This window comes from Pseudomonas tremae (assembly GCF_023278125.1).
In the GTDB taxonomy this organism is placed as follows: Bacteria; Pseudomonadota; Gammaproteobacteria; order Pseudomonadales; family Pseudomonadaceae; genus Aquipseudomonas; species Aquipseudomonas tremae.
This window is the reverse complement of the sequence record NZ_CP066270.1, coordinates 5,201,852-5,228,413: the sequence shown is the minus strand read 5'-3', so window position 1 is coordinate 5,228,413 and position 26,562 is coordinate 5,201,852. Positions and strand designations below refer to the sequence as shown.

Sequence of the window (26,562 nt, the reverse complement as noted above, 5' to 3'; positions counted from 1 at the left end):
AGCGGCGACCAACACATGAGTTATCACTGGGATTACTGGAAAATTACGTTTCTGTTATCCAGCGAGAAGGGCGTTTCTTTTCAGTACACTGCACGGCATCGTCATTACCCGTTCATCAAACAGGAAGCCCCTTATGCGAATCCTTGTCGTAGAGGACGAGCCGAAAACTGCCGAGTATATGCATCAGGGTTTGACCGAAAGTGGCTATATCGTCGATATCGCTGCCACCGGGCTTGATGGGCTCTACCTCGCGCAGCATCAGGCTTACGATGTGGTGATACTGGATGTGAACCTGCCTGAGATGGACGGCTGGGAGGTGCTGACCCGCCTGAGGAAAACCGTCAACACGCGCATCATGATGGTCACTGCGCGCGGTCGTCTGGAGGAGAAGGTCAAAGGTCTGGAAATGGGCGCTGATGACTATCTGGTCAAGCCGTTCGAATTTCCCGAACTGCTGGCGCGGGTTCGGACCCTCATGCGCCGCAGCGAGCAGACCACCACGGCCAAGGTGTTGCAGGTCGGCGACCTGGAGCTCGATCAGGGCCGTCACCGGGCTTTTCGCGGCAAGCAACGCATTGACCTGACCACCAAAGAGTTCGCGCTTCTGCACCTGTTGATGCGTCATAGCGGCGAGGTCATGTCGCGTACCCAGATCATCTCACTGGTCTGGGACATGAACTTCGATTGCGACACCAACGTGGTGGAAGTATCGATCCGTCGCTTGCGGGCGAAGATCGACGACCCGTTCGAGACCAAGCTGATTCACACGTTGCGCGGCGTGGGCTATGTGCTGGAAGTGCGCGAATGATCCCGACACGTCTATCGACGCGCCTGGGGCTGATGGTGACGGCGTTGATCGCCACTCTGGTACTGGTGATGGAAACGTTCGCGTACGCCGCCATTTCCCATCAGTTGGACTTGCGCGCCGAAGATGCTCTGAAAGACAGGTTCGCGCAGATCGAGCACAGCCTGAGCGAGGGGTTTCTGAGTGTCGAGGACATCGTTCAATACCCTCATACGCTGCGTGACCAGATCGTCGGGAATGACAGCTTCGCGCTGACCATTCTCGATTCGGGCAACCCTCGTCAGCAACTGATGAGTGTCGGCAATGAAGAGGGACGCAATCTGCCGGTTCTGAATGCTGATGACCCGCCGCAGGGTTTTCAGGAACTGGCTTCGGCCCAAGGCCACAAGATTCTGCTGGGCTACAAGAAAATACGCCTGAAGACGGATCAGGACATTGTGGTCAGGCTGTCGGTGGACAGAGAGAGCGATACCGAACTGCTGAACGCCTACATGAAGTCGACTTTTCTGATGCTGCCGGTAGTGCTGCTGCTGATTGGCGTCGGTGTCTGGTGGGCGGTGCGTCGTGGCCTCAGGCCGTTGAGTGCGTTTCGCAAAGTGACTGCGCTGATCTCGGCCCGCGATCTGTCACACCGCATGAAGGTCAATGGGCTGCCCGACGAGTTGCGGGATCTGGCCCATGCGGTCAATTTCATGCTTCACCGGCTGGATGGTGATGTGCAGCAGCTTGCGCAGTTTTCAGACGATCTGGCCCATGAATTGCGCTCGCCCATGAACAACCTGATGGGCAAGGCGCAGGTCACGCTGTCCAGGCCGCGCCCTTCGGAGGAATACAAGCAGGCGTTGGAATCCTGCACCGAGGAGCTGGAGCGGATGTCGCGGATGATCAGCCAGATGTTGTTTCTGGCCAGCGTGAGTCAGCCTGCTGCGCCGCTGCCGGTCGATGTGATTGATCTGCGTGAGGAGGCGGACAAGGTCGCCGAGCTGTTTTCGTCTTCGGCTGAAGAGCGCGACATCAACCTGCAGGTTCAGGGCAGCGCAAAGGTCACGGGCGACAGGCTGATGATTCAGCGAGCGATTTCAAACCTGCTGTCCAACGCCATCCGCCACGGCCTGTCCGGCAGTGTCGTCACGATAACGCTCACTGTCCTCAAGGACGAAGTGGTGCTTGCCGTGCGCAATGCAGGCGATGGTATCGATGCCGAACATCTGCCACGCCTGTTCGACCGTTTTTATCGGGTCCACGTCAGCCGCGCACGGCAGCAGGGCGGTACAGGGCTTGGGCTTGCGATCGTGCGTTCGATCATGAGCCTGCATGAAGGGCAGGTGACGGTACACAGCGAGCCGGAAAAATTCACCACGTTCAGTCTGATCTTTCCTAAACTGGTGTAGATGCGTCAGGTGTTGGTCGTTCTTCAAGAACCTTTCGCGGATCGCCTGGCTCATAGTGTGTGAGCGGGCCTGGCCCGAATGCTTCTGATGAAGCCAAAACGATAAGGATGGACGTATGACAGTTGCTTTCTGGTGCGTGCTGGTCGCGATATTGCTGCCGATTGTCTGTGCCGGCATTGCCAAGTTCGGCAGCGGCAAATTCGGCAGTGGTCACAACCATGATCCGCGTGCTTTTCTCGATAAGCTTGAAGGGTTTCCGCGACGTGCCCATGCTGCGCAGCTCAACAGTTTTGAGGTGACACCGGCGTTCGCCGCTGCCGTCATCATTGCGCACATTGCCGGCAATGCTTCGTTGGTCACCATTGATGTGCTGGCGGTGCTGTTTATCACCAGTCGTCTGCTGTACATCATTTTCTATCTAGCCGACCTGGCCGCGCTGCGTTCGCTGGCGTGGCTGGTCGGCATGGGTCTGATCATCGCGCTGTTCGGCGTTTCGGCCTTTCCTGCTGCGGCCTGACGGTAGGAGTGCGACGCTGTCTGTGATGGACAGTGTCGCTGGCGCGTCGATCACTCGTCCGGCTGCACTTTCTCCAGGTCGGTCTGGGCTTCCTGCAGTTCCTTGCGCGACTCGGCGAGTTTGTCCTTACGCTTGTTGATCTTCTCCGGGTCGCCTTTGTCCATTGCTTTGTTCAGCTCGGTCTGACGGCGGCTGACCTCGCGTTTGGCGTCCAGCACCTTTTGCTCGCGCTGTTTGAGCAGTGACGTTTCCGTGCAGTTCGCGTTGACCTCAGCGAGCGCTTTTTCCAGCCCGGTCTGCTCGGCCTTGTTGCCTTCGGTTTTGGCGTCCTGAACCTTGCTGCTGATTTCCTGGCTTTTGATCAAGCATTCTGAGGGGGCGGTCGCCTGTTCGTCCGCCAGCAATGCGGTTGCCAGCAGCGTGCAGCTGGTGAAAAGAATCAAGGGTGACAAAAACTTCATATGAACTCCGTTTGAAGATGACGATGTCCGGACGAGAAAATGAAAGTCCGCTGCTTAAAAACCTGAAATACCGTGCGCCTGCAATTGCTGGCTCATGGCTTTTACGTGCGGGTCCTGAAAAAAGGCCCTGAGTTTTGCCGACCGGCCCGCGCCGACACCCGGTTCAGCCTGCCATTGCTCGACGCTGCGTGTTGTCAGGTCGTGCCAGTTATCAGGCAGCTTCGCGTCACCTGTGGGCGGCATTCCGATGGCCTTGAGCCATGCCAGAAACGGCTTTGCACGGGCTGTTTGCAGGCTGTCGAGCAGTTTAGCGCTGCTGCGCTCGGCAAGGCCGGGAATGTTAGCAAGCTCAGTATGATTAAGCGTCATCCAATCGAGCAAGCCGCTGATCTGGCCACTTTCAATGAGCTTGTCCCAGGTTCCCGGACCGACGCCCGGCAGCGCCAGCCCCTTCTTGCCGCTGAGCCATATCAGCCTGGCGCGGAACTGACTTTCACAGCCCGGTGTTGCTTGCCAGCAGCTCAGTTCATGAAAATCACTGGCATGCGGGATGGTCATGCTCACTCGTTCGGCAGCGCGCGCAACTACGCCGTCTAGTCGAGGAATCGTCAGCCCGGCCAGACTCACGGCAATCTGATCGCCAGGCCTTATATCCAGAGTCTGCCAGCGCTGCAGTGAGCCCGTGCTGATACGACTGACAGTGCGGTCGTCGAGGCGCACCGGTTTCAGCTCCAGCACCGGCGTGATCCTGCCACTGCGACCGATATTGAAATTGACCTTGCGCACTTCGGCCAGGGCTTGGGCATAGGGATGCTTCCATGCTGCAATCCAGTAAGGCGCACTGGCTTGCCAGCGCTGTGCCGGTGGGCGCTGACCCTGGCGAATGATCACGCCGTCGGTGGCAAACGGCAGCGGGTTGCGATACCAGTGCTCACGCCACTGTGAGGCCTGTGCGTGGTTTTCCAGCCTATGCGTGTAAGTCGCGCTGTCCTCGAAGCCTTGTGCTTGCAGGCCTGCGAGCCTCTGAGGCATGTCGGCAGGGCCGTTCGGCCAATCCCAGACGAAAAGCCCGATGGCGTCGGCCTGCTGCGGGCTGATTGTCCGCCGGGCCAGCAGCCCCGCGACCTTGCTGCGTGCATTGATGCTGCCGGATATTGCCTGAATGTGATCGTCCAGCCGCCAGTAAAGCTCGCCTTGCAGGACGAGATATTCAGCGTGGGGCAACTGCTGAGGGACTGCCTTGATCAACCGGGCTTGCGGGGTCCAGTCCTTACCTTTTTTCCCGTCACCGCGACTGATCGCCTGCACCAATCTGCCGCCCTCGTAGACCAGCGTGACCGCTACCCCATCGACCTTGGGTTGAATCCAGACGTCGGTGCGGCCCCTGAGCCAGGCTGTGACGCTTTTCTCGTCCGCGAGCTTGTTCACGCCGGTGTGCGGGATGGGGTGGGCAAGCGGACCGGTAACGGTTTTAAGTGGGTTGTCTGCGACCGTCGAGACCCTGAAGCACGACCGCCAGACCTTCAGCTTCAGCCGGGACTGATCGTAAAGTTCGTCAGGGATCTGCGATACGCCTTGCCGGTGGTAACTGTCGTCCCATTCGGCGATTTGTTTTTGCAGTGCGGTTATTTCGTTGTTTGCCCTGGCGGCAGACCAGTCAGGGCACTGGCTGGCGTAGCCGAGGCCGGGGAGAAAAAAGACCAGAGCGAACGTCATCAGGCGGATGGTGGGCAACATCGAAGCATCCTTGCTTTAGGGATAGGCCCGATGAGGCTAGTTGCTGGTGTGCTTTACAGGTGAATGGTCTGGTTACCGGGTTTTTCCGGAGTTCCTCGCCGATATTTCCAGAACAGTTCGGGGCTTATGTCCGCATACGTGAGAAGGGGACCGGTTCTGCCTCGATCATTCGGGGAAAGACCTGTAGTTTCCCCCAAAGTGACTTATCGATCTCGCGTCCTCGCGGACAAGTCCGCTCCCACAAAAGCCTGATTCTCTAGGTGCCTGCTACAAAAGCGCGGTTTCCCGGGTGTCTTTTGAGAGCGGCCTGGACGATACGGTCATGGCCGAACTCATCGCGCAACTGTGTCTTGATCATTCATAAAATGAAGTCAGACTGGATAGCGATCTATTTTCAGGGACTGATGCCAATGGATATCTCGATGCTCGCTGTCTTCATCCCCGCCTGCTTTGCGCTGAACATGGCGCCGGGCCCGAACAATCTTCTGTCGATCAGCAACGCTACTCGCTATGGCTTCGTCCAGTCATGTGTGGGTGGTATTGGGCGTTTGCTGGCGTTTGTCATCATGATTACGTTGGCAGCGGCCGGGCTCACGGTTGTGCTGCATACGTCTGAATGGATGTTTCATGTGATCAAGGTCATAGGCACGGCTTATTTGCTCTATCTCGCGGTGCAGCTATGGCGTGCCGACCCGAATGGACAGGATCAGGCAGGCTTTGCGACAGCAAAAAAAGGCAGCCTGGCGCGTCAGGAGTTTCTGGTGGCTATTGGCAATCCGAAAGCGATCCTGCTGTTTACGGCTTTCCTTCCACAGTTTGTTGATCGCGAAGGTGATGTTTCGGTTCAGTTCGCAGTGTTGGGCGGTTTGTTTCTGGTACTGGAGTGCGTAGCGATTGCGTTGTACGCCGCTATGGGTATCCATGCTCGTCGTCTGCTGGCCAAGCCCAGTGGCAAGCGGTTGTTCAACAGGCTATGCGCAGGGCTGTTGGCGGGGGCTGCGTCTGTGTTGCTGGTGTCGCGGCGGGCGTAAAAAGTGGCTGCTGAAGAGCTGTGCATGCAGGCGAAAAAAAGCCCCGAACGACTTGGTCGTCCGGGGCTTTTCTGCGGGTTTTTACAGACCGGCAGCGGCGCGCAGAGCGTCGGCGCGGTCGGTTTTTTCCCAGGTGAAGGCGGTGAAAGTGTCATCGCCAACGGTCATTTCGACCGGGGTACGACCGAAGTGGCCGTAGGCCGCAGTGGCCTGGTACATCGGGTGCAGCAGGTCGAGCATGGTAGTGATGGCATATGGACGCAGGTCGAAGTTGTCGCGGACCAGTTTGATGATCTTGTCGTCGGACAGCTTGCCGGTGCCGAAGGTGTTCAGCGAGATCGACGTAGGCTGGGCGACGCCGATGGCGTAGGACACCTGAATTTCGCAGCGCTCGGCCAGGCCAGCAGCAACGATATTCTTGGCAACGTAACGACCGGCGTAGGCGGCCGAACGGTCAACCTTCGATGGGTCTTTGCCGGAGAATGCGCCACCACCGTGACGGGCCATGCCGCCGTAGGTGTCAACGATGATCTTGCGGCCGGTCAGGCCACAGTCACCCACCGGGCCACCGATGATGAAGTTGCCGGTAGGGTTGATGTGGAACTGGGTGTCCTTGTGCAGCAGGTGCGCAGGGATGACGTGCTTGACGATCAGCTCCATCACGCCTTCGCGCAGGTCTTTATAGGACACGTCCGGGTTGTGCTGGGTCGACAGCACGATGGCGTCGACGCCGACCACTTTGCCATTCTCGTAACGGCAGGTGACCTGGGATTTGGCATCCGGGCGCAGCCACGGCAGCAGGCCGGACTTGCGGGCTTCGGCCTGACGATGCACCAACTGGTGCGAGAAGGTGATCGGTGCAGGCATCAGCACGTCGGTTTCGTTGCTGGCATAGCCGAACATCAGGCCTTGGTCGCCAGCGCCCTGATCTTCAGGCTTGCTGCGGTCAACGCCCTGGGCGATGTCTACCGACTGCTTGCCGATGATGTTCATCACGCCGCAGGTTGCGCCGTCGAAACCGACGTCGGAGCTGTTGTAGCCGATGTCGAGGATGACGTTACGCACGATGTCTTCCAGATCGACCCAGGCCGAAGTGGACACTTCGCCAGCGATGATCGCCACACCAGTCTTGACCAGTGTTTCGCACGCCACACGGGCGTATTTGTCTTCAGCGATGATGGCGTCCAGAACCGCGTCGGAAATCTGGTCGGCGATCTTGTCCGGATGCCCTTCGGACACGGACTCGGAGGTGAAAAGTGAGTATTCGCTCATCTCTACGGGTTTCCTTCATTTTACCGATGGTGAGTGTCGCCAGCCGGTCGCTGAAAATGGCGAACCTGGATCTGGAAACCATTACGTAAGCCTACATAAAGGCTTTCCCCGGGAACTAGCCCCGCAGCGATGGCCCAATGGGCCAGGTCTTCCTGCTCGAAACCTAACCAGAGATCGCCACAGGCCTCCCTGGCCCAGCTCTGGTCATGACTACACAATTCTGTTACCAGCAAGCTACCGCCGGGTTTTACGTGTTCGGCCAGTTGCCTCAAGGCGTCTGCCGGTGCAGCGAAGTGATGCAGCACCATGTTGAGGACGACACAGTCTGCGCTGACTTTACTGTCGGTCAGTGCATCGGCCAGTCTCAGCTCAACGTTAGCCAGCGCGCGGCGCTCGCAGACGCCACGTGCCAGGTCTAGCATGACCGGGCTGTTGTCCATTGCAATGACCTGGCCGAAGCGCCGGGACAGTTCTGGCAGGAAGCCGCCGTCACCGGGGCCTACTTCCAGCGCGGTTGCCTGCGTGCCGAAGCTCAGTTTGTCGAGCAGCGTCAGCAGGCTTTCGCTGTACTGCGCGAGGCCGGCGATGAGATCCTGCTGGGCGCGAAACTTTTCGGCAGTCCGGGCAAAAAAGTCCTGACTGGCCAATGCGCGCTGCCGATGGACCAGGCCGATGCGGCCCTGAACATCATCTGGCAAATCCAGCGTGTCGACCTCTTCAAGCAGTGCCGCGTGCAGCCTGCCGCCCGGCAATGCGGTATGGGGCAGGGCACGGCGATAGAAAATCGCGTTGCCTTCGCGGCGGGTCGCTACCAGATCGGCCTGCGCCAGCACCTTCAAGTGGTGGCTCATGCCTGACTGGCCAATCGCGAAAATCTGCGCCAGTTCGAGCACACCGAACGAGTCGTTGGTCAGTGCGCGTAATACATTCAGCCGTAACGGATCGCCGCCGGCCTTGCACAGGGCAGAGAGGTCGTCGCATGCGTCGTGGCGGATTGCTGGTACGCGCAGGTTCATAGGCATCGCAGTCTAGAGAGCGATTCCTGACCCTGCAAGGGCAATATCAAAAAGTTTTGATATTGCCCGGCGGATCGCGCTGGTCAACCTTCATGAACTTGTCATGCGCACAGGTGATCCAGTCTTTACCGGCTAAATAATGTCCGTTATTCAGGAAAAAAGCCTATGGTCGTCTATCTGTGATTGCCCCCGGCCTGTCCGTGAGGGAAAATGACCCCCGTTTTTCCAGTCCTATTTCTCAATTCCCAGGAGATCAGCGATGCCAAGCCGTCGTGAGCGTGCAAATGCTATTCGTGCCTTAAGCATGGATGCCGTGCAAAAAGCCAACAGCGGCCATCCGGGTGCCCCGATGGGCATGGCGGATATCGCCGAGGTACTGTGGCGTGACTACCTGAAGCACAGTCCGAAAAACCCGTCGTTCGCCGACCGTGACCGCTTCATCATGTCCAACGGTCATGGTTCGATGCTGGTCTACTCGTTACTGCACCTGACCGGCTATGACCTGTCCATCGACGACATCAAGAACTTCCGCCAGCTGCACAGCCGCACCCCGGGCCACCCGGAATTCGGCTACACCCCGGGCGTTGAGACCACCACCGGTCCACTGGGCCAGGGCTTCGCCAACGCAGTCGGCTTTGCTGCTGCCGAGAAAACCCTCGCTGCGCAGTTCAACCGCCCAGGTCATACCATCGTTGATCACAATACCTACGTGTTCATGGGCGATGGCTGCATGATGGAAGGTATATCGCACGAGGTCGCTTCGCTGGCCGGCACGCTGCAACTGAGCAAGCTGATCGCGTTCTACGACGACAACGGTATTTCCATCGACGGTGAAGTCGAAGGCTGGTTCACCGACGACACGCCAAAGCGCTTCGAGGCGTACGGCTGGCTGGTCATTCGCAACGTCGACGGTCATGACCCTGAAGAAATCAAGACGGCCATCGACACAGCTCGCAAGAGCGATCAACCCACCTTGATCTGCTGCAAGACCACCATCGGTTTCGGTTCGCCGAACAAGCAGGGCAAGGAAGAGTCCCACGGTGCGCCGCTGGGTGCCGACGAAATCGCCCTGACCCGTGCCGCGCTGAAATGGACCCACGGTCCTTTCGAAATCCCGGCTGATATTTACGCCGAATGGGACGCCAAGGAAAAAGGCCTGGCAGTCGAAGCCGAGTGGGACCAGCGTTTTGCTGCGTACTCCGCCGAGTTTCCAGAGCTGGCCAATGATTTTATCCGCCGCATGAGTGGCGAACTGCCTGCTGACTTCGCGGAAAAATCGGCTGCTTATGTCGCCGAAGTCAACGCCAAGGGCGAAACCATCGCCAGCCGCAAGGCCAGCCAGAACGCCCTGAGCGCTCTCGGCCCGTTGCTGCCTGAGATTCTCGGCGGTTCGGCCGACCTGGCTGGCTCCAACCTGACCATCTGGAAGGGCTGCAAGAGCATCACCGGCGAAGACCCTAACGGCAACTACTTGCATTACGGCGTTCGCGAGTTCGGCATGGCCGCGATGATGAACGGTATCGCTTTGCATGGTGGCTTCGTGCCTTACGGCGCAACCTTCCTGATCTTCATGGAATACGCTCGCAATGCCGTGCGTATGGCCTCGTTGATGAAGAAGCGTGTTATCTACGTATTTACCCACGACTCCATCGGTCTTGGTGAAGACGGTCCGACTCACCAGCCGATCGAGCAATTGACCAGCCTGCGCACCACGCCGAACCTCGACACCTGGCGCCCGGCGGATGCCGTTGAGTCGGCAGTGGCCTGGAAATATGCGCTGGAGCGTAATGACGGTCCTTCGGCACTTATCTTCTCTCGCCAGAACCTGACTCATCAGGCGCGTGACGACAAGCAGCTGGATGCCATCACCCGTGGCGGCTACGTGCTGCGTGACTGTGCTGCGGAACCTGAACTGATCCTGATCGCTACCGGTTCGGAAGTCGGTCTGGCTGTAGAGGCATACGACAAGCTGACCGCTCAGGGCCGCAACGTGCGTGTGGTCTCCATGCCGTGCACCAGCGTCTTCGAAGCTCAGGACGCAGGCTACAAGCAAGCCGTTCTGCCGCTTCAGGTCAGCGCGCGTATCGCCATCGAGGCTGCTCATGCAGATTACTGGTACAAGTACGTCGGCCTGGAAGGTCGCGTGATCGGCATGACCACCTTCGGCGAATCGGCCCCGGCGCCGTTGCTGTTCGAAGAGTTCGGTTTCACGCTGGAAAACGTCCTGAGCATTGCTGACGAGCTGCTGGAAGACTGATCACCTGCTTGATGGTTTGTGTTTGATTTTGTGGGAGCGGACCGGGCGACGGTCCGCTCCCACATCGTTATCTTCCTCTGGCGAAAATTTCATGCCCCAGCCCCGCCCTTACAAAGTTGCTCTGAACGGTTACGGCCGTATTGGCCGTTGTGTTGTACGCGCGTTGTGCGAGCGAGGGGCCAAGGCCGGGTTTGAAGTGGTCGCCATCAACGATCTGGCCGATATGGCCAGTCTCGAATACCTCACGCGCTTTGACTCCACTCACGGCCGGTTCCCCGGCGAAGTGCGGGTCGAAGGGCAATACCTGCACATCAATGATCACCGCATCAAGGTCTCGCGCAGCCCTACGCCGGAAGGTGTCGACTGGGCGGGTCTCGAGGTCGATCTGGTGCTCGAATGTTCCGGTGTCTACAACACTCGTGAAGACGGCCAGCGTTTTCTGGACGCCGGTGCGCCGCGCGTGCTGTTTTCCCAGCCGATGGCCAGCGAGCGGGATGTCGATGCCACCGTGGTGTTCGGCATCAACCAGCACCGGCTAACCGGCCGCGAGCTGCTGGTTTCTGCGGCCTCGTGTACCACCAACTGCAGTGTGCCTCTGCTGCGTTTGCTGGATCAGGCGATTGGCCTCGAGTACATCACCATCACCACGATTCATTCGGCGATGAATGATCAGCCGGTGATCGATGCTTATCACCACGAGGATCTGCGCCGCACACGCTCGGCGTTCCAGTCGATCATTCCGGTGTCCACCGGTCTGGCGCGAGGAATCGAGCGGCTGCTTCCGGAACTTGCCGGCCGAATTCAGGCCAAAGCTGTTCGTGTGCCGACCGTCAATGTGTCGTGTCTGGACATTACGCTGCAGATGTCGCGCGACACCAATGCCGTGGAGATCAACCGCCTTCTGCGTGAGGCCGCCACAAGCGGCCCGCTCAAGGGATTGCTGGCCTACACTGAGCTGCCGCACGCCAGCTGCGATTTCAATCATGACCCGCATTCGGCCATCGTCGATGCGAGTCAGACCCGCGTTTCCGGTCCCAGGCTGGTCAATGTGCTGGCCTGGTTCGATAACGAATGGGGTTTTGCAAACCGAATGCTCGACGTCGCCGATCACTTTCTGCGCGTCGCTGACCAATAACAGTAAAAAACAGGAATGCTCATGACCGTGTTGAAGATGACCGACCTCGATCTGCAGGGTAAACGTGTACTGATCCGCGAAGACCTCAACGTCCCGGTCAAAGACGGCGTTGTCAGCAGTGACGCACGCATCCTCGCATCGCTGCCGACCATCAAGCTGGCGCTGGAGAAAGGTGCCGCGGTCATGATCTGCTCGCACCTGGGTCGTCCGACCGAGGGTGAGTTTTCTGCCGAAAACAGCCTCAAGCCGGTTGCCGATTACCTGAGCAAGGCGTTGGGTCGTGATGTTCCGCTGATCGCCGATTATCTGGACGGCGTTGACGTCAAGCCCGGCAACGTCGTGCTGTTCGAAAACGTTCGCTTCAACAAGGGCGAGAAAAAGAACGCCGATGAGCTGGCGCAGAAATACGCAGCGCTCTGCGACGTGTTCGTGATGGACGCCTTTGGCACCGCTCACCGCGCAGAGGGTTCGACCCACGGTGTGGCCAAATTTGCCAAGGTTGCAGCTGCGGGCCCGTTGCTGGCGGCAGAGCTCGAAGCGCTGGGCAAGGCGCTGGGCGCTCCGGCACAGCCAATGGCCGCCATCGTGGCGGGCTCAAAGGTTTCCACCAAGCTGGACGTGCTCAATAGCCTGAGCGCGATCTGCGATCAGCTGATTGTCGGCGGTGGCATCGCCAATACCTTTCTGGCCGCAGCCGGTCACAAGGTAGGCAAATCGCTGTACGAACCTGATCTGCTCGACACTGCTCGCGCCATCGCTGCCAAGGTCAGCGTGCCTTTGCCGACTGACGTGGTGGTTGCCAAGGAGTTCGCCGAAAGTGCGACTGCAACCGTCAAGCTGATTGCCGACGTCGCCGATGACGACATGATTCTCGACATCGGCCCACAAACTGCAGCGCACTTCGCCGAACTGTTGAAATCTTCCGGGACTATCCTGTGGAACGGCCCTGTCGGCGTGTTTGAATTCGACCAGTTTGGCGAAGGCACCAAGACGCTCGCCAAGGCCATTGCCGAAAGCAAGGCGTTCTCCATTGCAGGCGGTGGTGACACACTGGCGGCCATCGACAAGTATGGTGTGGCAGAACAGATTTCCTATATCTCGACAGGCGGCGGTGCGTTCCTCGAATTCGTGGAAGGCAAGGTTCTGCCAGCGGTCGAAATGCTCGAACAACGTGCCAAGGCCTGAATGATGCCCTTGGACAAGGAGTGGTCAATGGTCAGGGCGTTACCGTGGTTTCTTGTCGCGGGTTTGCTGGCCGGTTGTGCCGGCAAACCTGTGGCTGAGGAAGTGGAGGGTGACTCCCCGACTCAACCGCTCCAGTTGAGCTGCTATCAGGCAGGTTGGCAGGCCGAGACAGTGCCGGTGATTTACAAACGTGGCGGTCAGGAGGTCTGGGATCGGTACGAGTTCATGCCCAGGACGACAGGCGGCATTGGTTGCCTGTAGTCCGGGCCTGAAAAACACTCGGCACCATTGAGGGGGCTCGGCGGTCTTTATTGAGTGGATGTCTTTTCCGAGGAAGGAGTTTCGCCATGAAGATCCCTGCCCTGGCTCTGATGAGTGTTGTTGCACTGGCTGGCTGTACCGGTTCTGGTTCGCATGCCAAGACGTGTCAAGTATTGAGCCCGGCCGCTGTGAATGTGCCTACGACCGAAAACGCTCAGCGGGTCGAAGCACACGTCACGGGTGAACCGGCCGACGATAGTAAACAGGAACAGAACTGCCCTTGATATTGCGGTTTGACGGGGGCAGGCAGGAGACGTGATGAAAGGCTTGTTTGCCCTCGTGGCTTTGGCAGTGCTCGGCGGTTGTTCGAGCATGGGCACTCCGCAGCAGAATGACCCGTGGAATCGCTGGGTCTGCGACAGTAACGCTGAGGTTCACTGGCGTTATATCGACTCGTCCCAGAAGGAGGTCGATGTGCGTCTGAACCAGAGCGAGCAGGTGTTCAGGCTCAAGGCCGAACCCGGTGCCGCCAGCGGCACCCTTTATAGCAACAACGTGTTGGCATTCGTCAACAAGGGTAGCGAAGGCCTGGTTTACTGGGACGCTACCAACGATCTGATCGGTCGCGGCTGCAAGGCCCGATAAGTCGGATCACGCACACACGCATGGCTTTCGTGGCCGATGCTTATAACTTGAATAGCAGCCGCCACTACGGCAGGCTTGCACGATAACGACCCTACCGGGAGAGAGACAGACAATGGCACTTATCAGCATGCGCCAGATGTTGGACCACGCAGCCGAGTTCGGCTACGGCGTTCCAGCTTTCAACGTGAACAACCTGGAACAGATGCGCGCCATTATGGAAGCGGCCGACAAGACCGACTCCCCGGTGATCGTTCAGGCCTCGGCTGGTGCCCGCAAATACGCCGGTGCGCCGTTTCTGCGTCACTTGATTCTCGCGGCAATCGAAGAGTTTCCGCACATCCCGGTTGTCATGCACCAGGATCACGGCACCAGCCCTGACATCTGCCAGCGTTCGATCCAGCTGGGCTTCAGCTCGGTGATGATGGACGGTTCGCTGCGCGAAGACGGCAAGTCCCCGGCTGACTACGACTACAACGTCGACGTCACTCGTCGCGTGGTGTCCTTTGCTCATGCCTGCGGTGTTTCCGTGGAAGGTGAGCTAGGCGTGCTGGGTTCGCTTGAAACCGGCATGGCCGGTGAAGAAGATGGCGTCGGCGCGGAAGGCGTTCTGGATCACAGCCAGATGCTGACCGACCCGGAAGAAGCGGCTGACTTCGTCAAGCGCACTCAGGTCGATGCCCTGGCCATTGCCATCGGCACCAGCCACGGCGCTTACAAGTTCACCAAGCCGCCTACCGGTGACATTCTGGCGATCGAGCGCATCAAAGAGATCCACAAGCGCATCCCGAACACTCACTTGGTCATGCACGGTTCTTCGTCGGTTCCTCAGGAATGGCTGAAGATCATCAACGAGTTCGGCGGCGACATCAAAGAAACCTACGGCGTGCCGGTCGAAGAAATCGTTGAAGGCATCAAGCACGGCGTGCGCAAGGTCAACATCGATACTGACCTGCGTCTGGCCTCTACTGGTGCCATCCGCGAATTCATGGCTAAAAACCCGAGCGAGTTCGACCCGCGCAAGTACCTGGCCAAAACCGTAGTCGCCATGCGCGACGTATGTATCGCGCGTTACGAAGCTTTCGGTACCGCTGGCAACGCCTCGAAGATCAAACCGATCTCCCTGGACGCCATGTTCGAACGCTACGCCCGTGGCGAGCTGGATGCCAAGGTCAACTAAGTTGATCAAGCATTGAAGAAACCCGCAGAAATGCGGGTTTTTTTATGTCTGGCCAAAACTGGCTGCGTCAGCGCAAATGTGACACAGAGCGTCACGCAAGGCATTCGCACGCTGAGCGTGAGGAACGATGGGCGCCCGGAAAGCAGCTATCGTCCCCGTGGAAGACACCTATCGTGCCCATGCTCCGCGTGGGCATGCAGTTCAAGACGCTCTGCGTGTGGGCTTAAACGCTTTTCATCAGTCCTGCACACGCCGTTTTGTAAGCCTCGTGCTGGTATTTGTTCAGCGTGTCGGGCAGGGCGAAGGTGTGTTTCTTGTTCTGCGCGTTGATGGTTTGCGGTGAGATCAGGGCTACGTTGCAATCGGCCATCAATTGAAAGATGGTTTCAATCTTGAACGTGGTCGGCCCGCCGGCGAATTCGCCTTTCTTGCTGCGCTTTTTGATGGCGATGTGGCTGACGCCGTTCTCGCGCACGAAGCTGGCCAGATGCGCAGCGAAAGCCTTGACGTTGGCGGGCTCTTCATCGTCCTCCAGCGCAATTTTTTTCGTGGCTAACGGCAAATGGGCGAGGCCGTTGTTCTGCCGTGTGGCAAGCGCGAAAATGGCTTCGCTGCCTTTGATTTCTACACCGCAAATAATCATGAGAAAACCTGATGAGCTCGTTCATATAAAAGACGCAGGTTATCTCATCGTAGACGTTATTCCTGAGCTATCGACTCCAGATATTCCGAGCGTTCGTCGCTCATCCGCGCGATGCAGTCGTTCTCACTGATACTGAAGGCTTTGCTGCCTGCTGCAGAAGGGAAGACTTCAACGGCACAGTCGGCGTCGCGCAGCTTCTCCCAAGCTTGCTGGGCGGTCTTGAGTTTGCTCGTAAAATCGTTGAACTGCGTCTTGTTGGCGACGAACTGCGATTGAACGCACTTGAGCAGGTTGTCGAAGTTTTCCTTGAGCAACTGCTCGGCGGTCGTGCGGCTGTAGGCCGAACATTCAAGTGTCTGCTTGTCATCGTCGACACCGTCGCAAGGCGTGGCGTCAGGGTTCTGAGCAGCCTGTACGCCTGTCACAGCCGTTGCCATAAGGGCCAGGGTCAGCAAAAACGTTTTCATCGAGTCGCTCCGATCCATTGATACGCTGAATTCTGTCTCAAGCGCGAGACAATGAACAGGTTTGCAACACCGACAGGCGACACGCTGTCACCCTTTGTCGCATCTTGACGCTTTCGGCAAACCCCCTGTCGTTTTTGCACCCGGCTCTCAGGACCCTCCGGCATATGCTGACCCCATTAGCGCCGACAGCCGATTCGGTGCGCCGGAACCAAAAAAGGGGACAGCCTGATGAGCCCAGCCGAACTGCACGCCGACAGCATCGTCATTGACGGGCTGATCATCGCCAAGTGGAATCGCGAGCTGTTTGAAGACATGCGCAAGGGCGGCCTGACCATGGCCAATTGCACGGTGTCGGTATGGGAAGGCTTTCAGGCCACCATCAACAGTATCTGCACCAGCCAGAAGCTGATGCGCGAGAACAGCGACCTGGTGATGCCCGTGCACACCACCGCCGACATTCGCAAGGCCAAGGAACTGGGCAAGACCGGCATCCTTTTCGGTTTCCAGAACGCGCATGCCTACGAGGACCAGATCGGTTACGTCGAGATCTTCAAGCAGCTCGGCGTCGGTATCGTACAGATGTGCTACAACACGCAGAACCTGGTCGGCACCGGTTGCTACGAGCGTGACGGCGGGCTGTCGGGTTTCGGGCGTGAAATCGTCACCGAAATGAACCGCGTCGGGGTGATGTGCGACCTGTCTCACGTCGGCTCGAAAACCTCTGAAGAGGTCATTCTCGAATCCAAAAAACCGGTGTGCTACTCCCATTGCCTGCCTTCCGGCCTCAAGGAACACCCGCGCAACAAATCCGATGCCGAGCTGAAGTTCATCGCCGACCACGGCGGCTTTGTCGGCGTGACCATGTTCGCGCCGTTTCTGGCCAAGGGCATCGAGTCGACCATCGACGATTATGCCGAAGCCATCGAATACGTGATGAACATCGTGGGCGAAGACGCCATCGGTATCGGCACCGATTTCACCCAGGGGCACGGTCAGGACTTTTTTGAGTACCTGACCCACGACAAGGGCTATGCCCGCCGCCTGACCAGCTTCGGCAAGATCATCAACCCGCTGGGCATTCGTACCGTGGGCGAGTTTCCCAACCTGACCGAGACCTTGCTCAAGCGCGGCCATTCCGAGCGCGTGGTGCGCAAGATCATGGGTGAGAACTGGGTCAACGTTCTGGCCGATGTCTGGGGCGAGTAACCCGCCAGCCATACCTTATTGAATTGAACGCCCGCGGCCCTGACGGCGGTGGGTGTAACCCGAATCATCTGGAGTTTGTCCCCCATGGCTAAAATCGCCCCGCAACTGCCCATCGAAGTCGACAGCGAAACAGGAGTCTGGACCTCCGATGCGTTGCCGATGCTCTACGTGCCCCGTCACTTTTTCGTCAACAACCACATGGGGATCGAGGAAGTACTGGGCGCTGATGCCTACGCCGATATTCTCTACAAGGCCGGTTACAAATCCGCTTGGCACTGGTGTGAGAAAGAGGCTGAATGCCACGGTCTGCAAGGCGTTGCGGTGTTCGAACACTACATGAAGCGCCTGTCACAGCGTGGCTGGGGCCTGTTCAGCATTGAAGACATCGATATCGAGAAAGGCACAGCCAGCGTCAAGCTTGAGCACTCCTGCTTCGTTTACGTCTATGGCAAGGTCGGGCGCAAGGTCGATTACATGTTCACCGGCTGGTTCGCCGGTGCGATGGACCAGATTCTCGCCGCCAGTGGCAGTTCGATCCGTACGGTTGCCGAGCAGGTGTACGGCGGCTCCGAAGATGGTCACGACGACGGGCTGTTTGTCGTCAAGCCGCTGTAAATCGAGGATCGGGTTATGGCTTTCGAAGCGATGTTCCAGCCGATCCAGATCGGCAAACTGACGATCCGCAACCGTGTGCTCAGCACCGCGCACGCCGAGGTCTATGCCACTGATGGCGGGATGACCACAGACCGCTACGTGAAGTACTACGAAGAAAAGGCCAAGGGCGGCATTGGTCTGGCGATTTGCGGCGGCTCGTCCAGCGTAGCCATCGACAGCCCGCAGGGCTGGTGGAAGTCGGTCAATCTGGCGACCGACAGGATCATCCCGCACTTCCAGAACCTCGCCGACGCCATGCACAAGCACGGCGCCAAGATCATGATCCAGATTACCCACATGGGCCGACGCTCGCGCTGGGACGGTGATCACTGGCCGACCCTGCTGTCGCCCTCGGGCATCCGTGAGCCTGTACACCGGGCGACCTGCAAGACCATCGAGCCAGAAGAAATCTGGCGGGTGATCGGCAACTACGCCAGCGCTGCGGCCCGCGCCAAGGCCGGCGGGCTCGACGGTGTCGAGCTGTCAGCCGTACACCAGCACATGATCGACCAGTTCTGGAGCCCGCGCGTCAACAAGCGTACCGATGAATGGGGCGGCAGTTTCGAGAACCGCATGCGCTTCGGCCTGGAGGTCATCAAGGCAGTGCGCAAGGAAGTCGGCCCCGACTTTTGCGTCGGGCTGCGCCTCTGCGGCGACGAGTTTCACCCCGATGGCCTGAGCCATGAAGACATGAAACAGATCGCCAAATATTACGACGACACCGGCATGATCGATTTCATCGGTGTAGTGGGCTCGGGGTGCGACACCCACAACACACTGGCCAACGTCATTCCGAACATGAGTTACCCGCCTGAGCCATTCCTGCATCTGGCGGCCGGGATCAAGGAAGTGGTCAAGGCCCCTGTCCTGCACGCGCAGAACATCAAGGACCCGAATCAGGCGACGAGGATTCTGGAAGGTGGCTATGTCGACATGGTCGGCATGACCCGCGCGCACATCGCCGACCCGCACCTGATCGCCAAGATCAAGATGGGGCAGATCGACCAGATCAAACAGTGCGTGGGCGCCAACTATTGCATCGACCGCCAGTATCAGGGCCTCGATGTGCTCTGTATCCAGAACGCCGCCACGTCCCGCGAATACATGGGCGTGCCGCACATTATCGAAAAATCCACCGGGCCGAAGCGCAAGGTCGTGGTAGTCGGTGCCGGTCCGGCCGGGATGGAAGCGGCGCGGGTATCCGCCGAGCGCGGCCATGACGTGACGCTGTTCGAGAAGAAGGACTTCATCGGCGGGCAGATCACCACTGCGTCCAAGGCACCGCAACGTGATCAGATCGCCGGTATCACGCGCTGGTTTCAGCTGGAGCTGGCGCGCCTGAAAGTGGACCTGCGTCTTGGTACTGCGGCCGATGCGGCAACCATCCTCGACCTGCGCCCGGACATCGTGGTGCTGGCGGTGGGCGGTCACCCTTTTGTGGAGCAGAACGAACACTGGGGCGCTGCCGAGGGCCTGATAGTCAGCAGCTGGGACGTGCTGGACGGCAAGGTTGCGCCGGGCAAGAACGTGCTGGTCTACGACACCATCTGCGAGTTCACCGGCATGTCGGTGGCTGACTTCCTGGCCGACAAGGGCTGCCAGGTCGAGATTGTTACCGATGACATCAAGCCGGGTGTGGCGATCGGCGGTACGTCGTTCCCGACCTACTACCGCAGCATGTACCCCAAGGAAGTGATCATGACCGGCGACATGATGCTGGAAAAGGTCTACCGCGAGGGCGACAAGCTGGTTGCCGTGCTGGAAAACGAATACACCGGCGCCAAGGAAGAGCGAGTTGTCGATCAGGTGGTTGTGGAGAACGGCGTGCGTCCGGACGAAGCGATCTATTACGCGCTCAAGGAAGGCTCGCGCAACAAGGGCCAGATTGATATCGACGCGCTGTTCGCCATTCAGCCACAACCTTCGTTGAGCGAGCCGGGTGATGGTTACCTGCTGTTCCGTATCGGCGACTGTGTAGCGCAGCGCAACACACATGCGGCGATCTATGACGGCCTGCGGCTGTGCAAGGATTTCTGAAGCCGTCTGTCTTTGGTTCTGGCCGCAGACCTGCAAGATCGCCTGGTCCTTGGAGCTTTAGATGCTAGACATTCTTCTTCCCATCCTGCTGTTCAGCGCTCTGGCCCTCGCGGTACTGGGCGCCTTGCGCAGGGCCGGCATGTGGCGCAATGGACGATCTTCGAAAGTCGACGTGCTTGGCGGGTTACTGGCCATGCCCAAGCGCTACATGGTGGACTTGCACCACGTAGTCGCGCGCGACAAGTACATCGCCAATACCCACGTGGCCACGGCGGGCGGGGCGGTCGCATCCATTGTGCTGGCTATTTTGGTGCATGGTTTCGGCCTGCACAACCGTGTGCTCGGTTACGCGCTGTTGTTGATGACGGCGGTGATGTTTGTCGGTGCAGTATTTGTCTATCGTCGTCGCCTCAACCCGCCTGCGCGCCTGTCGAAAGGGCCGTGGATGCGACTGCCGAAAAGCTTGATGGCGTTCTCTGCAAGCTTCTTTCTGGTCACTCTGCCAGTGGCAGGCATTCTTCCCGAGCATTTCGGCGGCTGGGTGCTGGTCGTGATTCTCGGACTGGGTGTGTTGTGGGGCGTGAGCGAACTTTTTTTCGGCATGACCTGGGGCGGGCCGATGAAGCACGCCTTCGCCGGAGCCCTGCACTTGGCCTGGCATCGCCGCCCTGAGCGTTTCGGCGGCGGACGCTCCACCGGTCTGAAACCACTCGACCTGAACGATCGTACTGCGCCGCTGGGCGTCGAGAAGCCCGAAGACTTCACCTGGAATCAGCTGTTGGGCTTTGACGCCTGTGTGCAGTGCGGCAAATGTGAAGCAGCGTGCCCGGCGTTTGCTGCAGGCCAGCCGCTGAACCCCAAGAAACTGATTCAAGACATGGTCGTCGGCCTTGCCGGCGGCACCGACGCAAAATTCGCCGGTAGCCCGTACCCATCGCTGGATGGCCAGGGCAAGCCGCTCGGTAAACATGGTGGCAACCCGCATCAGCCTATCGTCAACGGGCTGGTGGATGCCGAGACGCTGTGGTCCTGCACGACCTGCCGCGCATGTGTCGAAGAGTGCCCGATGATGATCGAGCATGTTGATGCCATCGTCGACATGCGCCGTTACCTGACCCTCGAAAAAGGCGCAACCCCGAACAAGGGCGCCGAAGTACTGGATAACCTGATCGCCACCGATAACCCCGGCGGTTTCGCACCGGGCGGGCGTATGAACTGGGCGGCGGATCTGAACCTGAACCTGCTCAGCGATAGAAAGACCGTGGACGTATTGTTCTGGGTTGGCGATGGCGCGTTCGACATGCGCAATCAACGCACGCTGCGTGCTTTTGTCAAAGTTCTCAAAGCTGCCAAGGTGGATTTCGCCGTGCTGGGCCTTGAAGAGCGCGATAGCGGGGACGTGGCACGGCGTCTGGGCGATGAGGCGACTTTTCAGATGCTTGCCCGCCGCAACATTCAGACCCTGGCCAGCTACAGCTTCAAACGCATCGTCACCTGCGACCCGCACAGTTTTCATGTACTGAAAAACGAATACGGCGCGTTTGGCGGCGACTACCAGGTGCAGCACCACAGCACGTTCATGGCCGAACTGGTACAGAGCGGCGTACTGAATCTGAATCAGCACAAAGGCGCCAGCGTCACGTATCACGACCCGTGTTATCTGGGCCGCTATAACGGCGAATACGAGGCGCCGCGTGAAGTGCTGCGTGCGCTGGGTATCGAGGTCAGAGAGATGCAGCGTTCCGGCTTTCGTTCTCGCTGCTGCGGTGGTGGTGGCGGCGCGCCTATTACCGACATCCCAGGCAAACAGCGGATTCCCGACATGCGCATGGACGACATCCGCGAAACTGCGGCTGAAGTCGTCGCAGTAGGTTGTCCACAATGCACGGCCATGCTCGAAGGCGTTGTCGAACCTCGACCGTTGATCAAGGACATCGCCGAGCTGGTGGCTGATGCGCTGATCGAAGAAGTTATCCCCAGCCCGGCTGTTCCCGCGAAACGTGAACCTGCGGAGGTGCATTGATGAGCGACATTATCCGCCGCGATCCTCGTGCCGAATGGATCGCCCGCAACCGCCTGCACCCGCTGCATGCGGCCATGCAGCCTGCACAAAGCAGCTGGATGGGACCCAACGGTCTGATGCGCAAGAACGTGCATGGTTTGGGTTTTATCGGCCCCAATGGCATCAAGCGCATAGATCGTAGTGGCGCGCAGCAGGGCGGCACGAGCAAGCGCTCGATGGCGTCCGACGTCCAGCTGCCGCTGCATGTGGTCGCTGCGCCAGCGTTCTATATCAACGTTGTTCCTGACATGGTGGGCGGTCGCTTGAGCAGCCATGATCGAGACCTGCTAGGGCTTGCGCGTCAGATGGCAGGTGCCGAAGGCGCGGTACTGGCGGTGGTGTTTGATGAGCATAAAGAGACTGCGTTTGATACTGCGGGCGTGGACCGTGTCTTGATGCTTGAGGGTAATGAGTTCAGCGGTTATTCCCCTGAGCAGCGCTTGCACGGACTGCGTGCTGTGGATAACCAGTTCAGCCCCCATCATTGGTTATTCCCTGACAGCCGTACGGGTGGAGGCGAACTCGGACGGCGCTTCGCAGCCAGCCTCGGCGAGCGCCCTGCGACGCGGGTGTGGCAGGTCAAGGATGGCCAGTGCATAAGTCGCGCAGGGGCAGGGCGTGAAGATTTGGTTCGCGCTGTGCCGCGCTTGATTCTGGCCACGGCCGAATGCGCCGAGCCTGTCAGCGAAACTCGACACGAAGCATCGGCTGTCGAATTATCCACAGGTGTGGCGCGCAGTCTTTCGCGCATAGAGGACCTGGGGGCCGTTGCCGTCGATCCTGCAGTTATCCCCATGGCTGAAGCCGAATTCATTTTGTCTGGCGGCAATGGCGTCCAGGATTGGAATCTTTTCCATCGTGCCGCTGCGGCTTTGGGCGCAACTGAAGGTGCTTCACGGGTGGCGGTGGACGATGGCTTCATGGGGCGCGAGCGTCAGGTGGGTGCCAGTGGAACCTGGGTCACGGCGCGGGTTTATATGGCTGTAGGTATCTCTGGCGCAATTCAGCACCTGCAAGGTATCGGCGCCTGCGACAAGGTGATTGCGATCAACCTGGATGCGGGCTGCGACATGATCAAGCGCGCTGATCTTTCGATAATCGGTGAGAGCGCAGAGATCCTTACGGCGTTGATCGCAGCGGTCGACGCATGGCGCAATGGGGAGAAGCGTGATGCGGCTTGATAAACAAAAAGCATCTGTGGATAAGCCTGCCCTGCACATCATCAGCCTTGTTTCCGTGGGTGCTCACCCGACCTCAGGCCGTGCACGCCGTGCCGATCAGGACGCGCGAGCAGTGGAGCTTGGCTTGCAACTGGCTGGGGATAACTTACAGGTGTTGCATGCCGGCGATCCCCAGGAGCCTGTCTTGCGAGCCTATCTGGGGATGGGCTTGAATGAGCTGCACGTTCTGGAGCAGCCGCAAGGTGCGGATGCGATGCCAGCGTTGGCCGCTCATATTAGTGACTCTGCTGCACAGATCGTGTTGACCGGCAGTCAGGCTGAAACAGGCGAGGGTTCGGGCATGTTGCCGTTTCTGCTGGCTGAGCACCTTGGATGGCCACTGGTAACAGGGTTGGTGGACATTGAGTCGCTGCAGGGCGGTACCGCATTTGTCCTTCAGGCTTTGCCTCGCGGCCAGCGCCGTCGCCTGAAACTACGCCTGCCATTCGTCGCCACTGTGGATAACTCAGCCCCCAGCCCCCGGCAGAGCGCCTATGGGCCTGCACAACGCGGTGTGTTTGATATCGATGAAGTTGCAGCAGTCGCCGATGAGTTATTCACAGCCCAATCCTTGCAACCTGCCAAACCGCGACCCAAACGTCTGAAAGTGATCAAGGCCAAGAGCGGCGCAGAGCGCATGAAGGCTGCCACCGCCAAGGCCAGTGGCGGCGGCGGGCAAGTGTTGAAAGGCGTGACCCCTGAGGAGGGAGCCGCCGCAATCCTGAAGCTGTTGGTGGACGAGGGGGTTGTGAGATAAAACTGGCCACCTCTGGTGGTTGAGATCAGTACAGAACTTGATACGACGCAAAGTCCTGAAAGAAATTCTGGGCGGGTAGCTGTCGTCCAGATACTGGCAAAACTGCCAGGTTTGCCCTGCAGCATCCTCGTGCAAGTACTTACACACAATCCCTGTGTGTGCGCCTGTGGGTAAAGTGTTTGCAGATTGCTGAAGTACTTGTAACGCGGGGCTTGCAGGTAAGTGTTTGAAAAATGATCAATTAAAGCTTTGGTTTCACTCACGCTGCCTGTGTACAACATCATGAAGCTGCTAGCCGAACCTGCCTGTTGTGCACAATCTCTGTTGGCGTCTCTGTGGATAAGTTGTTCGTGAATGTCTGCTAGCCTCTGAATTCGGGCTCTCCAGAGCTTTGTATAAAAAATAATCAATCACGCTCGGATTAATACACGAGATGTGAATGCCGTATCTGATTCAACGATAGCGAAGTTTTCCACAAGGTCGGTGCTATTTAATCAAGGTTATGCCCAAAGTCTGTTGGCGCTTCTGTGGATAAGTTGTTGGCGCTTGGCTGCAGCCCTTCAGGTACGCGGGTATCGGTCCTCTGATCAAAAAACACACAGCGGTGTTGGGCTATTCTTGATTAGTGCAGAATTTAACAAGTTCGTTGTCGACTGAGTGTTTGTTACCTGACGACCGCGCCATCTGTGGATAAATGGCTTGCTCATTCGGGCGGGCTTTTGGTCACCGCGGAGCGGAGCCCGCTCCACGGTGATGGCGCGTGCAGGCGCCGAGTAAGCTATCGTTCTATAGACCTGCTGGCCCCAGCAGCAGCCACAAAGATTCCGAGCCAGGAATATCGGGTGCCCACTGTGGGATTGAAGTATGGGGCTGACGGCACTTATACGTAAAACTGTGATGGTTCACTTCTTGATTCAGCGCGTAGGCGACACCTGCTTTCCAGTCTTCAATACCGTTGCCGTCCTCAGGTGTGGTACTGACGTGCAGAGGTTCGCTTTCTCTGGATAAACCGCCCTCTACATCCCGGGCTCCGATGCTGTAACTAATGGCTGTATTGGGCGTCAGTCCGGTGTCGGTATAATGGGTATCTGGCGGGTAAACCCTGAATTCCTGATTACGATTTCGGAAAACCCGATAATAGGCGATGAGATGAGGTCCGGTAGAGGCTTTCCAAGCGAGCGTGACACTGGTTGAGGTAACTTCAATCTCTCTAAAATTGCCAGGTGTTGATGGCGGTTGTTCGTGAAACATGTATACCTTCAGCACTTGGGACAAGTCCGACGTGTTCCCTTCAATGTCAGTTGCGCTGATCCGATAGTCGTATATGGCGCCAGGCGAAACAGCTGTATCGATAAAAGGCGGCGCCGTTGTAGTACCTACAGGTCTGCCGTCCCGGAATAAATTATAGATGCGCACCGGGTGTGCACCTTCAGAGAGCCGCCATATCAGTGTTACCGAGTTCTCTGTCTGCCCCGACAATGTAAGGTCAGCAGGTATTGACGGTTTCCCTGGCAAAGGCGTCTCACCACTGGTGAGATAACCATAGCGTTTCACGAACTCCCAATCGTATTCCTTGCCGTGCTTGTCCTTACCGGCATCCCAGTTGACCGACCATGTCATCAGGCCGCGAATCGGGCTGCCAGCGTCTGCCAGTTCCTGCAGTGCGCCTTTGACGTCCTGTGGGTCAACCGCATAACCAGTAGCGGCACCATCATTATTGCTGGGCAGCCCGATCACCAGCCTGTCAGCCGGAATTGATGCGTAACCCCGTGTGCCGTGGATCAGGCTATCGGTCAGGTAATAAAGAAATGCTTTCTTTTGAGTGTCGTTGTTTTGAGTAACCCATAGGTTCAACTCATCGACCCATATGCCATCGCCGCCCTGGTTGTAGTACTGAGGCGCGATAAAGTCGTACAGGTCTTCCAGGGCGTTGATGTAGGCGAGGTAGGAACCCGCTGCTCTCAGGTATGGAAACTCCGGCGCCATACTGATAATGAAGTGCTTTCCTTCTGCCTCGTAATGTTTACGCACCAGCCGCAGCGCTGCCGGTAATACGGTACGGTTATCTGCGAATGTAATGGCGGCCTGCTCAAGATCAATATCCAGCCCGTCAAAACCATAGATTTCAACCAGCCGAATGATTTCATAGACCAGCGCCTGTTCCTGGCCTGCATGCAGCTCGATATGAGCATCCGCTCCACCCAGTGAAATCAGTACCGCACGGCCTTGCGCATTCAGTGTTGCCACTTGGGCGCGAAACTCGTCATCACTGAGGTTATAAGGCTTGAAGGTAGGAATGCCGGCACCCTTCATGAAGGCCACTGCCACGACGTTATAAGCCTCGGGGATATCTGTCAGTTGCATCTCTTTGAAAAGGCCCTGCTTGTACCCCTGACCGGGTTCGGAAGGCCAGTTATGCCAGAAACCCATGAGGATATTTTTTCCTCGTATATCCGTCATGGCCGAGGCTGCGTCGGTTTTTGTATTTTTATATTGATTGACGATTTTCGGGTTGAGCATGGTCCGTGTCTCCGTCCGTTGGATTGACTTCAACTGGAGTGGACCACGAAGGGGTTTTTCACGTAACTGTCAGAAATGACGGTATCGACGCAAGGGCAGTTGTGCC

At 58.2% G+C, this 26,562-nt stretch carries 24 protein-coding genes; 17 read left to right on the top strand and 7 right to left on the bottom strand.

Annotated features, from left to right (window positions below):
- The first annotated feature begins 133 nt into the window (after positions 1–133).
- The 3 genes from I9H09_RS23545 (at position 134) to I9H09_RS23535 (ending at position 2,713) form a co-directional block, all read left to right on the top strand.
- On the top strand, positions 134–808 hold the full coding sequence (locus I9H09_RS23545) for a heavy metal response regulator transcription factor (protein ID WP_005896254.1): 675 nt from the start codon (positions 134–136) through the stop codon (positions 806–808).
- Complete coding sequence (locus tag I9H09_RS23540) at positions 805–2,196, top strand: heavy metal sensor histidine kinase (RefSeq protein WP_122323775.1); 1,392 nt, start codon at positions 805–807, stop codon at positions 2,194–2,196. The genes I9H09_RS23545 and I9H09_RS23540 overlap by 4 nt, the downstream gene beginning before the upstream one ends.
- Positions 2,197–2,311: 115 nt before the next feature.
- On the top strand, positions 2,312–2,713 hold the full coding sequence (locus I9H09_RS23535) for an MAPEG family protein (protein ID WP_005896257.1): 402 nt from the start codon (positions 2,312–2,314) through the stop codon (positions 2,711–2,713).
- A gap of 50 nt (positions 2,714–2,763) precedes the next feature.
- Here I9H09_RS23535 and I9H09_RS23530 read toward each other — a convergent pair whose 3' ends face one another.
- Positions 2,764–3,174, bottom strand: coding sequence for a DUF1090 domain-containing protein (locus tag I9H09_RS23530; RefSeq protein ID WP_005896260.1), 411 nt, complete (start codon positions 3,172–3,174; stop codon positions 2,764–2,766).
- Between the two features lie 54 nt (positions 3,175–3,228).
- Complete coding sequence (ligB, locus tag I9H09_RS23525) at positions 3,229–4,911, bottom strand: NAD-dependent DNA ligase LigB (protein ID WP_122354752.1); 1,683 nt, start codon at positions 4,909–4,911, stop codon at positions 3,229–3,231.
- Between the two features lie 410 nt (positions 4,912–5,321).
- Between ligB and I9H09_RS23520 the strand changes: the two genes are divergently transcribed.
- On the top strand, positions 5,322–5,942 hold the full coding sequence (locus I9H09_RS23520; protein ID WP_122346894.1) for a LysE family translocator: 621 nt from the start codon (positions 5,322–5,324) through the stop codon (positions 5,940–5,942).
- 81 nt (positions 5,943–6,023) lie between these two features.
- Here the strand turns inward: I9H09_RS23520 and metK are convergent, their stop codons facing one another.
- Together metK and I9H09_RS23510 are read right to left on the bottom strand one after the other, a co-directional pair.
- The gene (gene metK, locus I9H09_RS23515; protein ID WP_005896268.1) at positions 6,024–7,214 is read right to left on the bottom strand and encodes a methionine adenosyltransferase; all 1,191 of its coding nucleotides are present in this window, start codon (positions 7,212–7,214) and stop codon (positions 6,024–6,026) included.
- Between the two features lie 20 nt (positions 7,215–7,234).
- Positions 7,235–8,230: an ArsR/SmtB family transcription factor gene (locus tag I9H09_RS23510; protein WP_005896270.1), complete on the bottom strand. Its 996-nt coding sequence runs from the start codon at positions 8,228–8,230 to the stop codon at positions 7,235–7,237.
- A gap of 259 nt (positions 8,231–8,489) precedes the next feature.
- Here I9H09_RS23510 and tkt point away from each other — a divergent pair, with 259 nt between their 5' ends.
- From tkt to fba, 7 genes are all read left to right on the top strand, one after another.
- Positions 8,490–10,487: a transketolase gene (gene tkt / locus I9H09_RS23505; protein WP_005896273.1), complete on the top strand. Its 1,998-nt coding sequence runs from the start codon at positions 8,490–8,492 to the stop codon at positions 10,485–10,487.
- Between the two features lie 91 nt (positions 10,488–10,578).
- The gene (epd, locus tag I9H09_RS23500; protein WP_053481016.1) at positions 10,579–11,622 is read left to right on the top strand and encodes an erythrose-4-phosphate dehydrogenase; all 1,044 of its coding nucleotides are present in this window, start codon (positions 10,579–10,581) and stop codon (positions 11,620–11,622) included.
- A 21-nt stretch (positions 11,623–11,643) separates the two neighbouring features.
- Entirely contained in the window at positions 11,644–12,807 is a 1,164-nt protein-coding gene (locus I9H09_RS23495; RefSeq protein ID WP_024670434.1) for a phosphoglycerate kinase, read from the top strand.
- A gap of 27 nt (positions 12,808–12,834) precedes the next feature.
- On the top strand, positions 12,835–13,068 hold the full coding sequence (locus tag I9H09_RS23490) for a putative periplasmic lipoprotein (RefSeq protein WP_024670433.1): 234 nt from the start codon (positions 12,835–12,837) through the stop codon (positions 13,066–13,068).
- A gap of 86 nt (positions 13,069–13,154) precedes the next feature.
- On the top strand, positions 13,155–13,352 hold the full coding sequence (locus I9H09_RS23485; protein WP_122324860.1) for a hypothetical protein: 198 nt from the start codon (positions 13,155–13,157) through the stop codon (positions 13,350–13,352).
- Positions 13,353–13,386: 34 nt separating this feature from the next.
- A complete protein-coding gene (locus tag I9H09_RS23480; RefSeq protein WP_005896284.1) occupies positions 13,387–13,713 on the top strand; it encodes an MliC family protein in 327 nt (108 codons plus the stop codon).
- A gap of 112 nt (positions 13,714–13,825) precedes the next feature.
- A complete protein-coding gene (gene fba, locus I9H09_RS23475) occupies positions 13,826–14,890 on the top strand; it encodes a class II fructose-bisphosphate aldolase (protein WP_003372623.1) in 1,065 nt (354 codons plus the stop codon).
- Positions 14,891–15,113: 223 nt separating this feature from the next.
- On the opposite strand, the gene I9H09_RS23470 is transcribed toward fba, so the two are convergent.
- Positions 15,114–15,533 carry a DUF3010 family protein gene (locus tag I9H09_RS23470; protein ID WP_005896287.1) on the bottom strand — a complete coding sequence of 140 codons (420 nt, stop codon included), beginning with the start codon at positions 15,531–15,533 and terminating at the stop codon, positions 15,114–15,116.
- 56 nt (positions 15,534–15,589) lie between these two features.
- A complete protein-coding gene (locus tag I9H09_RS23465; protein ID WP_122346880.1) occupies positions 15,590–16,000 on the bottom strand; it encodes a lysozyme inhibitor LprI family protein in 411 nt (136 codons plus the stop codon).
- A gap of 228 nt (positions 16,001–16,228) precedes the next feature.
- On the opposite strand from I9H09_RS23465, the gene I9H09_RS23460 reads away from it, so the two are divergent.
- The 6 genes from I9H09_RS23460 (at position 16,229) to etfB (ending at position 23,936) form a co-directional block, all read left to right on the top strand.
- Positions 16,229–17,206, top strand: a complete 978-nt coding sequence (locus I9H09_RS23460; protein ID WP_005896291.1) for a dipeptidase — start codon at positions 16,229–16,231, stop codon at positions 17,204–17,206.
- Between the two features lie 84 nt (positions 17,207–17,290).
- The gene (locus I9H09_RS23455) at positions 17,291–17,821 is read left to right on the top strand and encodes a DUF5943 domain-containing protein (protein ID WP_005896293.1); all 531 of its coding nucleotides are present in this window, start codon (positions 17,291–17,293) and stop codon (positions 17,819–17,821) included.
- Between the two features lie 15 nt (positions 17,822–17,836).
- Complete coding sequence (gene dgcA / locus I9H09_RS23450; protein WP_005896295.1) at positions 17,837–19,897, top strand: dimethylglycine demethylation protein DgcA; 2,061 nt, start codon at positions 17,837–17,839, stop codon at positions 19,895–19,897.
- Between the two features lie 61 nt (positions 19,898–19,958).
- Entirely contained in the window at positions 19,959–21,920 is a 1,962-nt protein-coding gene (gene dgcB, locus I9H09_RS23445; protein WP_053931807.1) for a dimethylglycine demethylation protein DgcB, read from the top strand.
- Positions 21,920–23,140 carry an electron transfer flavoprotein subunit alpha gene (gene etfA, locus I9H09_RS23440; protein WP_122312075.1) on the top strand — a complete coding sequence of 407 codons (1,221 nt, stop codon included), beginning with the start codon at positions 21,920–21,922 and terminating at the stop codon, positions 23,138–23,140. The genes dgcB and etfA overlap by 1 nt, the downstream gene beginning before the upstream one ends.
- A complete protein-coding gene (gene etfB, locus I9H09_RS23435; protein WP_055003632.1) occupies positions 23,130–23,936 on the top strand; it encodes an electron transfer flavoprotein subunit beta in 807 nt (268 codons plus the stop codon). The genes etfA and etfB overlap by 11 nt, the downstream gene beginning before the upstream one ends.
- Positions 23,937–24,722: 786 nt before the next feature.
- Here etfB and I9H09_RS23430 read toward each other — a convergent pair.
- Positions 24,723–26,456 carry a fibronectin type III domain-containing protein gene (locus tag I9H09_RS23430; RefSeq protein ID WP_122346879.1) on the bottom strand — a complete coding sequence of 578 codons (1,734 nt, stop codon included), beginning with the start codon at positions 26,454–26,456 and terminating at the stop codon, positions 24,723–24,725.
- Between the last annotated feature and the right edge of the window lie 106 nt (positions 26,457–26,562).

Bases quoted from the DNA above. Each gene is read 5' to 3' on its own strand.
- I9H09_RS23545 (WP_005896254.1), top strand. From the start codon at position 134: ATGCGAATCCTTGTCGTAGAGGACGAGCCGAAAACTGCCGAGTATATG.
- I9H09_RS23540 (WP_122323775.1), top strand. From the start codon at position 805: ATGATCCCGACACGTCTATCGACGCGCCTGGGGCTGATGGTGACGGCG.
- I9H09_RS23535 (WP_005896257.1), top strand. From the start codon at position 2,312: ATGACAGTTGCTTTCTGGTGCGTGCTGGTCGCGATATTGCTGCCGATT.
- I9H09_RS23530 (WP_005896260.1), bottom strand. From the start codon at position 3,174: ATGAAGTTTTTGTCACCCTTGATTCTTTTCACCAGCTGCACGCTGCTG.
- ligB (WP_122354752.1), bottom strand. From the start codon at position 4,911: ATGTTGCCCACCATCCGCCTGATGACGTTCGCTCTGGTCTTTTTTCTC.
- I9H09_RS23520 (WP_122346894.1), top strand. From the start codon at position 5,322: ATGGATATCTCGATGCTCGCTGTCTTCATCCCCGCCTGCTTTGCGCTG.
- metK (WP_005896268.1), bottom strand. From the start codon at position 7,214: ATGAGCGAATACTCACTTTTCACCTCCGAGTCCGTGTCCGAAGGGCAT.
- I9H09_RS23510 (WP_005896270.1), bottom strand. From the start codon at position 8,230: ATGAACCTGCGCGTACCAGCAATCCGCCACGACGCATGCGACGACCTC.
- tkt (WP_005896273.1), top strand. From the start codon at position 8,490: ATGCCAAGCCGTCGTGAGCGTGCAAATGCTATTCGTGCCTTAAGCATG.
- epd (WP_053481016.1), top strand. From the start codon at position 10,579: ATGCCCCAGCCCCGCCCTTACAAAGTTGCTCTGAACGGTTACGGCCGT.
- I9H09_RS23495 (WP_024670434.1), top strand. From the start codon at position 11,644: ATGACCGTGTTGAAGATGACCGACCTCGATCTGCAGGGTAAACGTGTA.
- I9H09_RS23490 (WP_024670433.1), top strand. From the start codon at position 12,835: ATGGTCAGGGCGTTACCGTGGTTTCTTGTCGCGGGTTTGCTGGCCGGT.
- I9H09_RS23485 (WP_122324860.1), top strand. From the start codon at position 13,155: ATGAAGATCCCTGCCCTGGCTCTGATGAGTGTTGTTGCACTGGCTGGC.
- I9H09_RS23480 (WP_005896284.1), top strand. From the start codon at position 13,387: ATGAAAGGCTTGTTTGCCCTCGTGGCTTTGGCAGTGCTCGGCGGTTGT.
- fba (WP_003372623.1), top strand. From the start codon at position 13,826: ATGGCACTTATCAGCATGCGCCAGATGTTGGACCACGCAGCCGAGTTC.
- I9H09_RS23470 (WP_005896287.1), bottom strand. From the start codon at position 15,533: ATGATTATTTGCGGTGTAGAAATCAAAGGCAGCGAAGCCATTTTCGCG.
- I9H09_RS23465 (WP_122346880.1), bottom strand. From the start codon at position 16,000: ATGAAAACGTTTTTGCTGACCCTGGCCCTTATGGCAACGGCTGTGACA.
- I9H09_RS23460 (WP_005896291.1), top strand. From the start codon at position 16,229: ATGAGCCCAGCCGAACTGCACGCCGACAGCATCGTCATTGACGGGCTG.
- I9H09_RS23455 (WP_005896293.1), top strand. From the start codon at position 17,291: ATGGCTAAAATCGCCCCGCAACTGCCCATCGAAGTCGACAGCGAAACA.
- dgcA (WP_005896295.1), top strand. From the start codon at position 17,837: ATGGCTTTCGAAGCGATGTTCCAGCCGATCCAGATCGGCAAACTGACG.
- dgcB (WP_053931807.1), top strand. From the start codon at position 19,959: ATGCTAGACATTCTTCTTCCCATCCTGCTGTTCAGCGCTCTGGCCCTC.
- etfA (WP_122312075.1), top strand. From the start codon at position 21,920: ATGAGCGACATTATCCGCCGCGATCCTCGTGCCGAATGGATCGCCCGC.
- etfB (WP_055003632.1), top strand. From the start codon at position 23,130: ATGCGGCTTGATAAACAAAAAGCATCTGTGGATAAGCCTGCCCTGCAC.
- I9H09_RS23430 (WP_122346879.1), bottom strand. From the start codon at position 26,456: ATGCTCAACCCGAAAATCGTCAATCAATATAAAAATACAAAAACCGAC.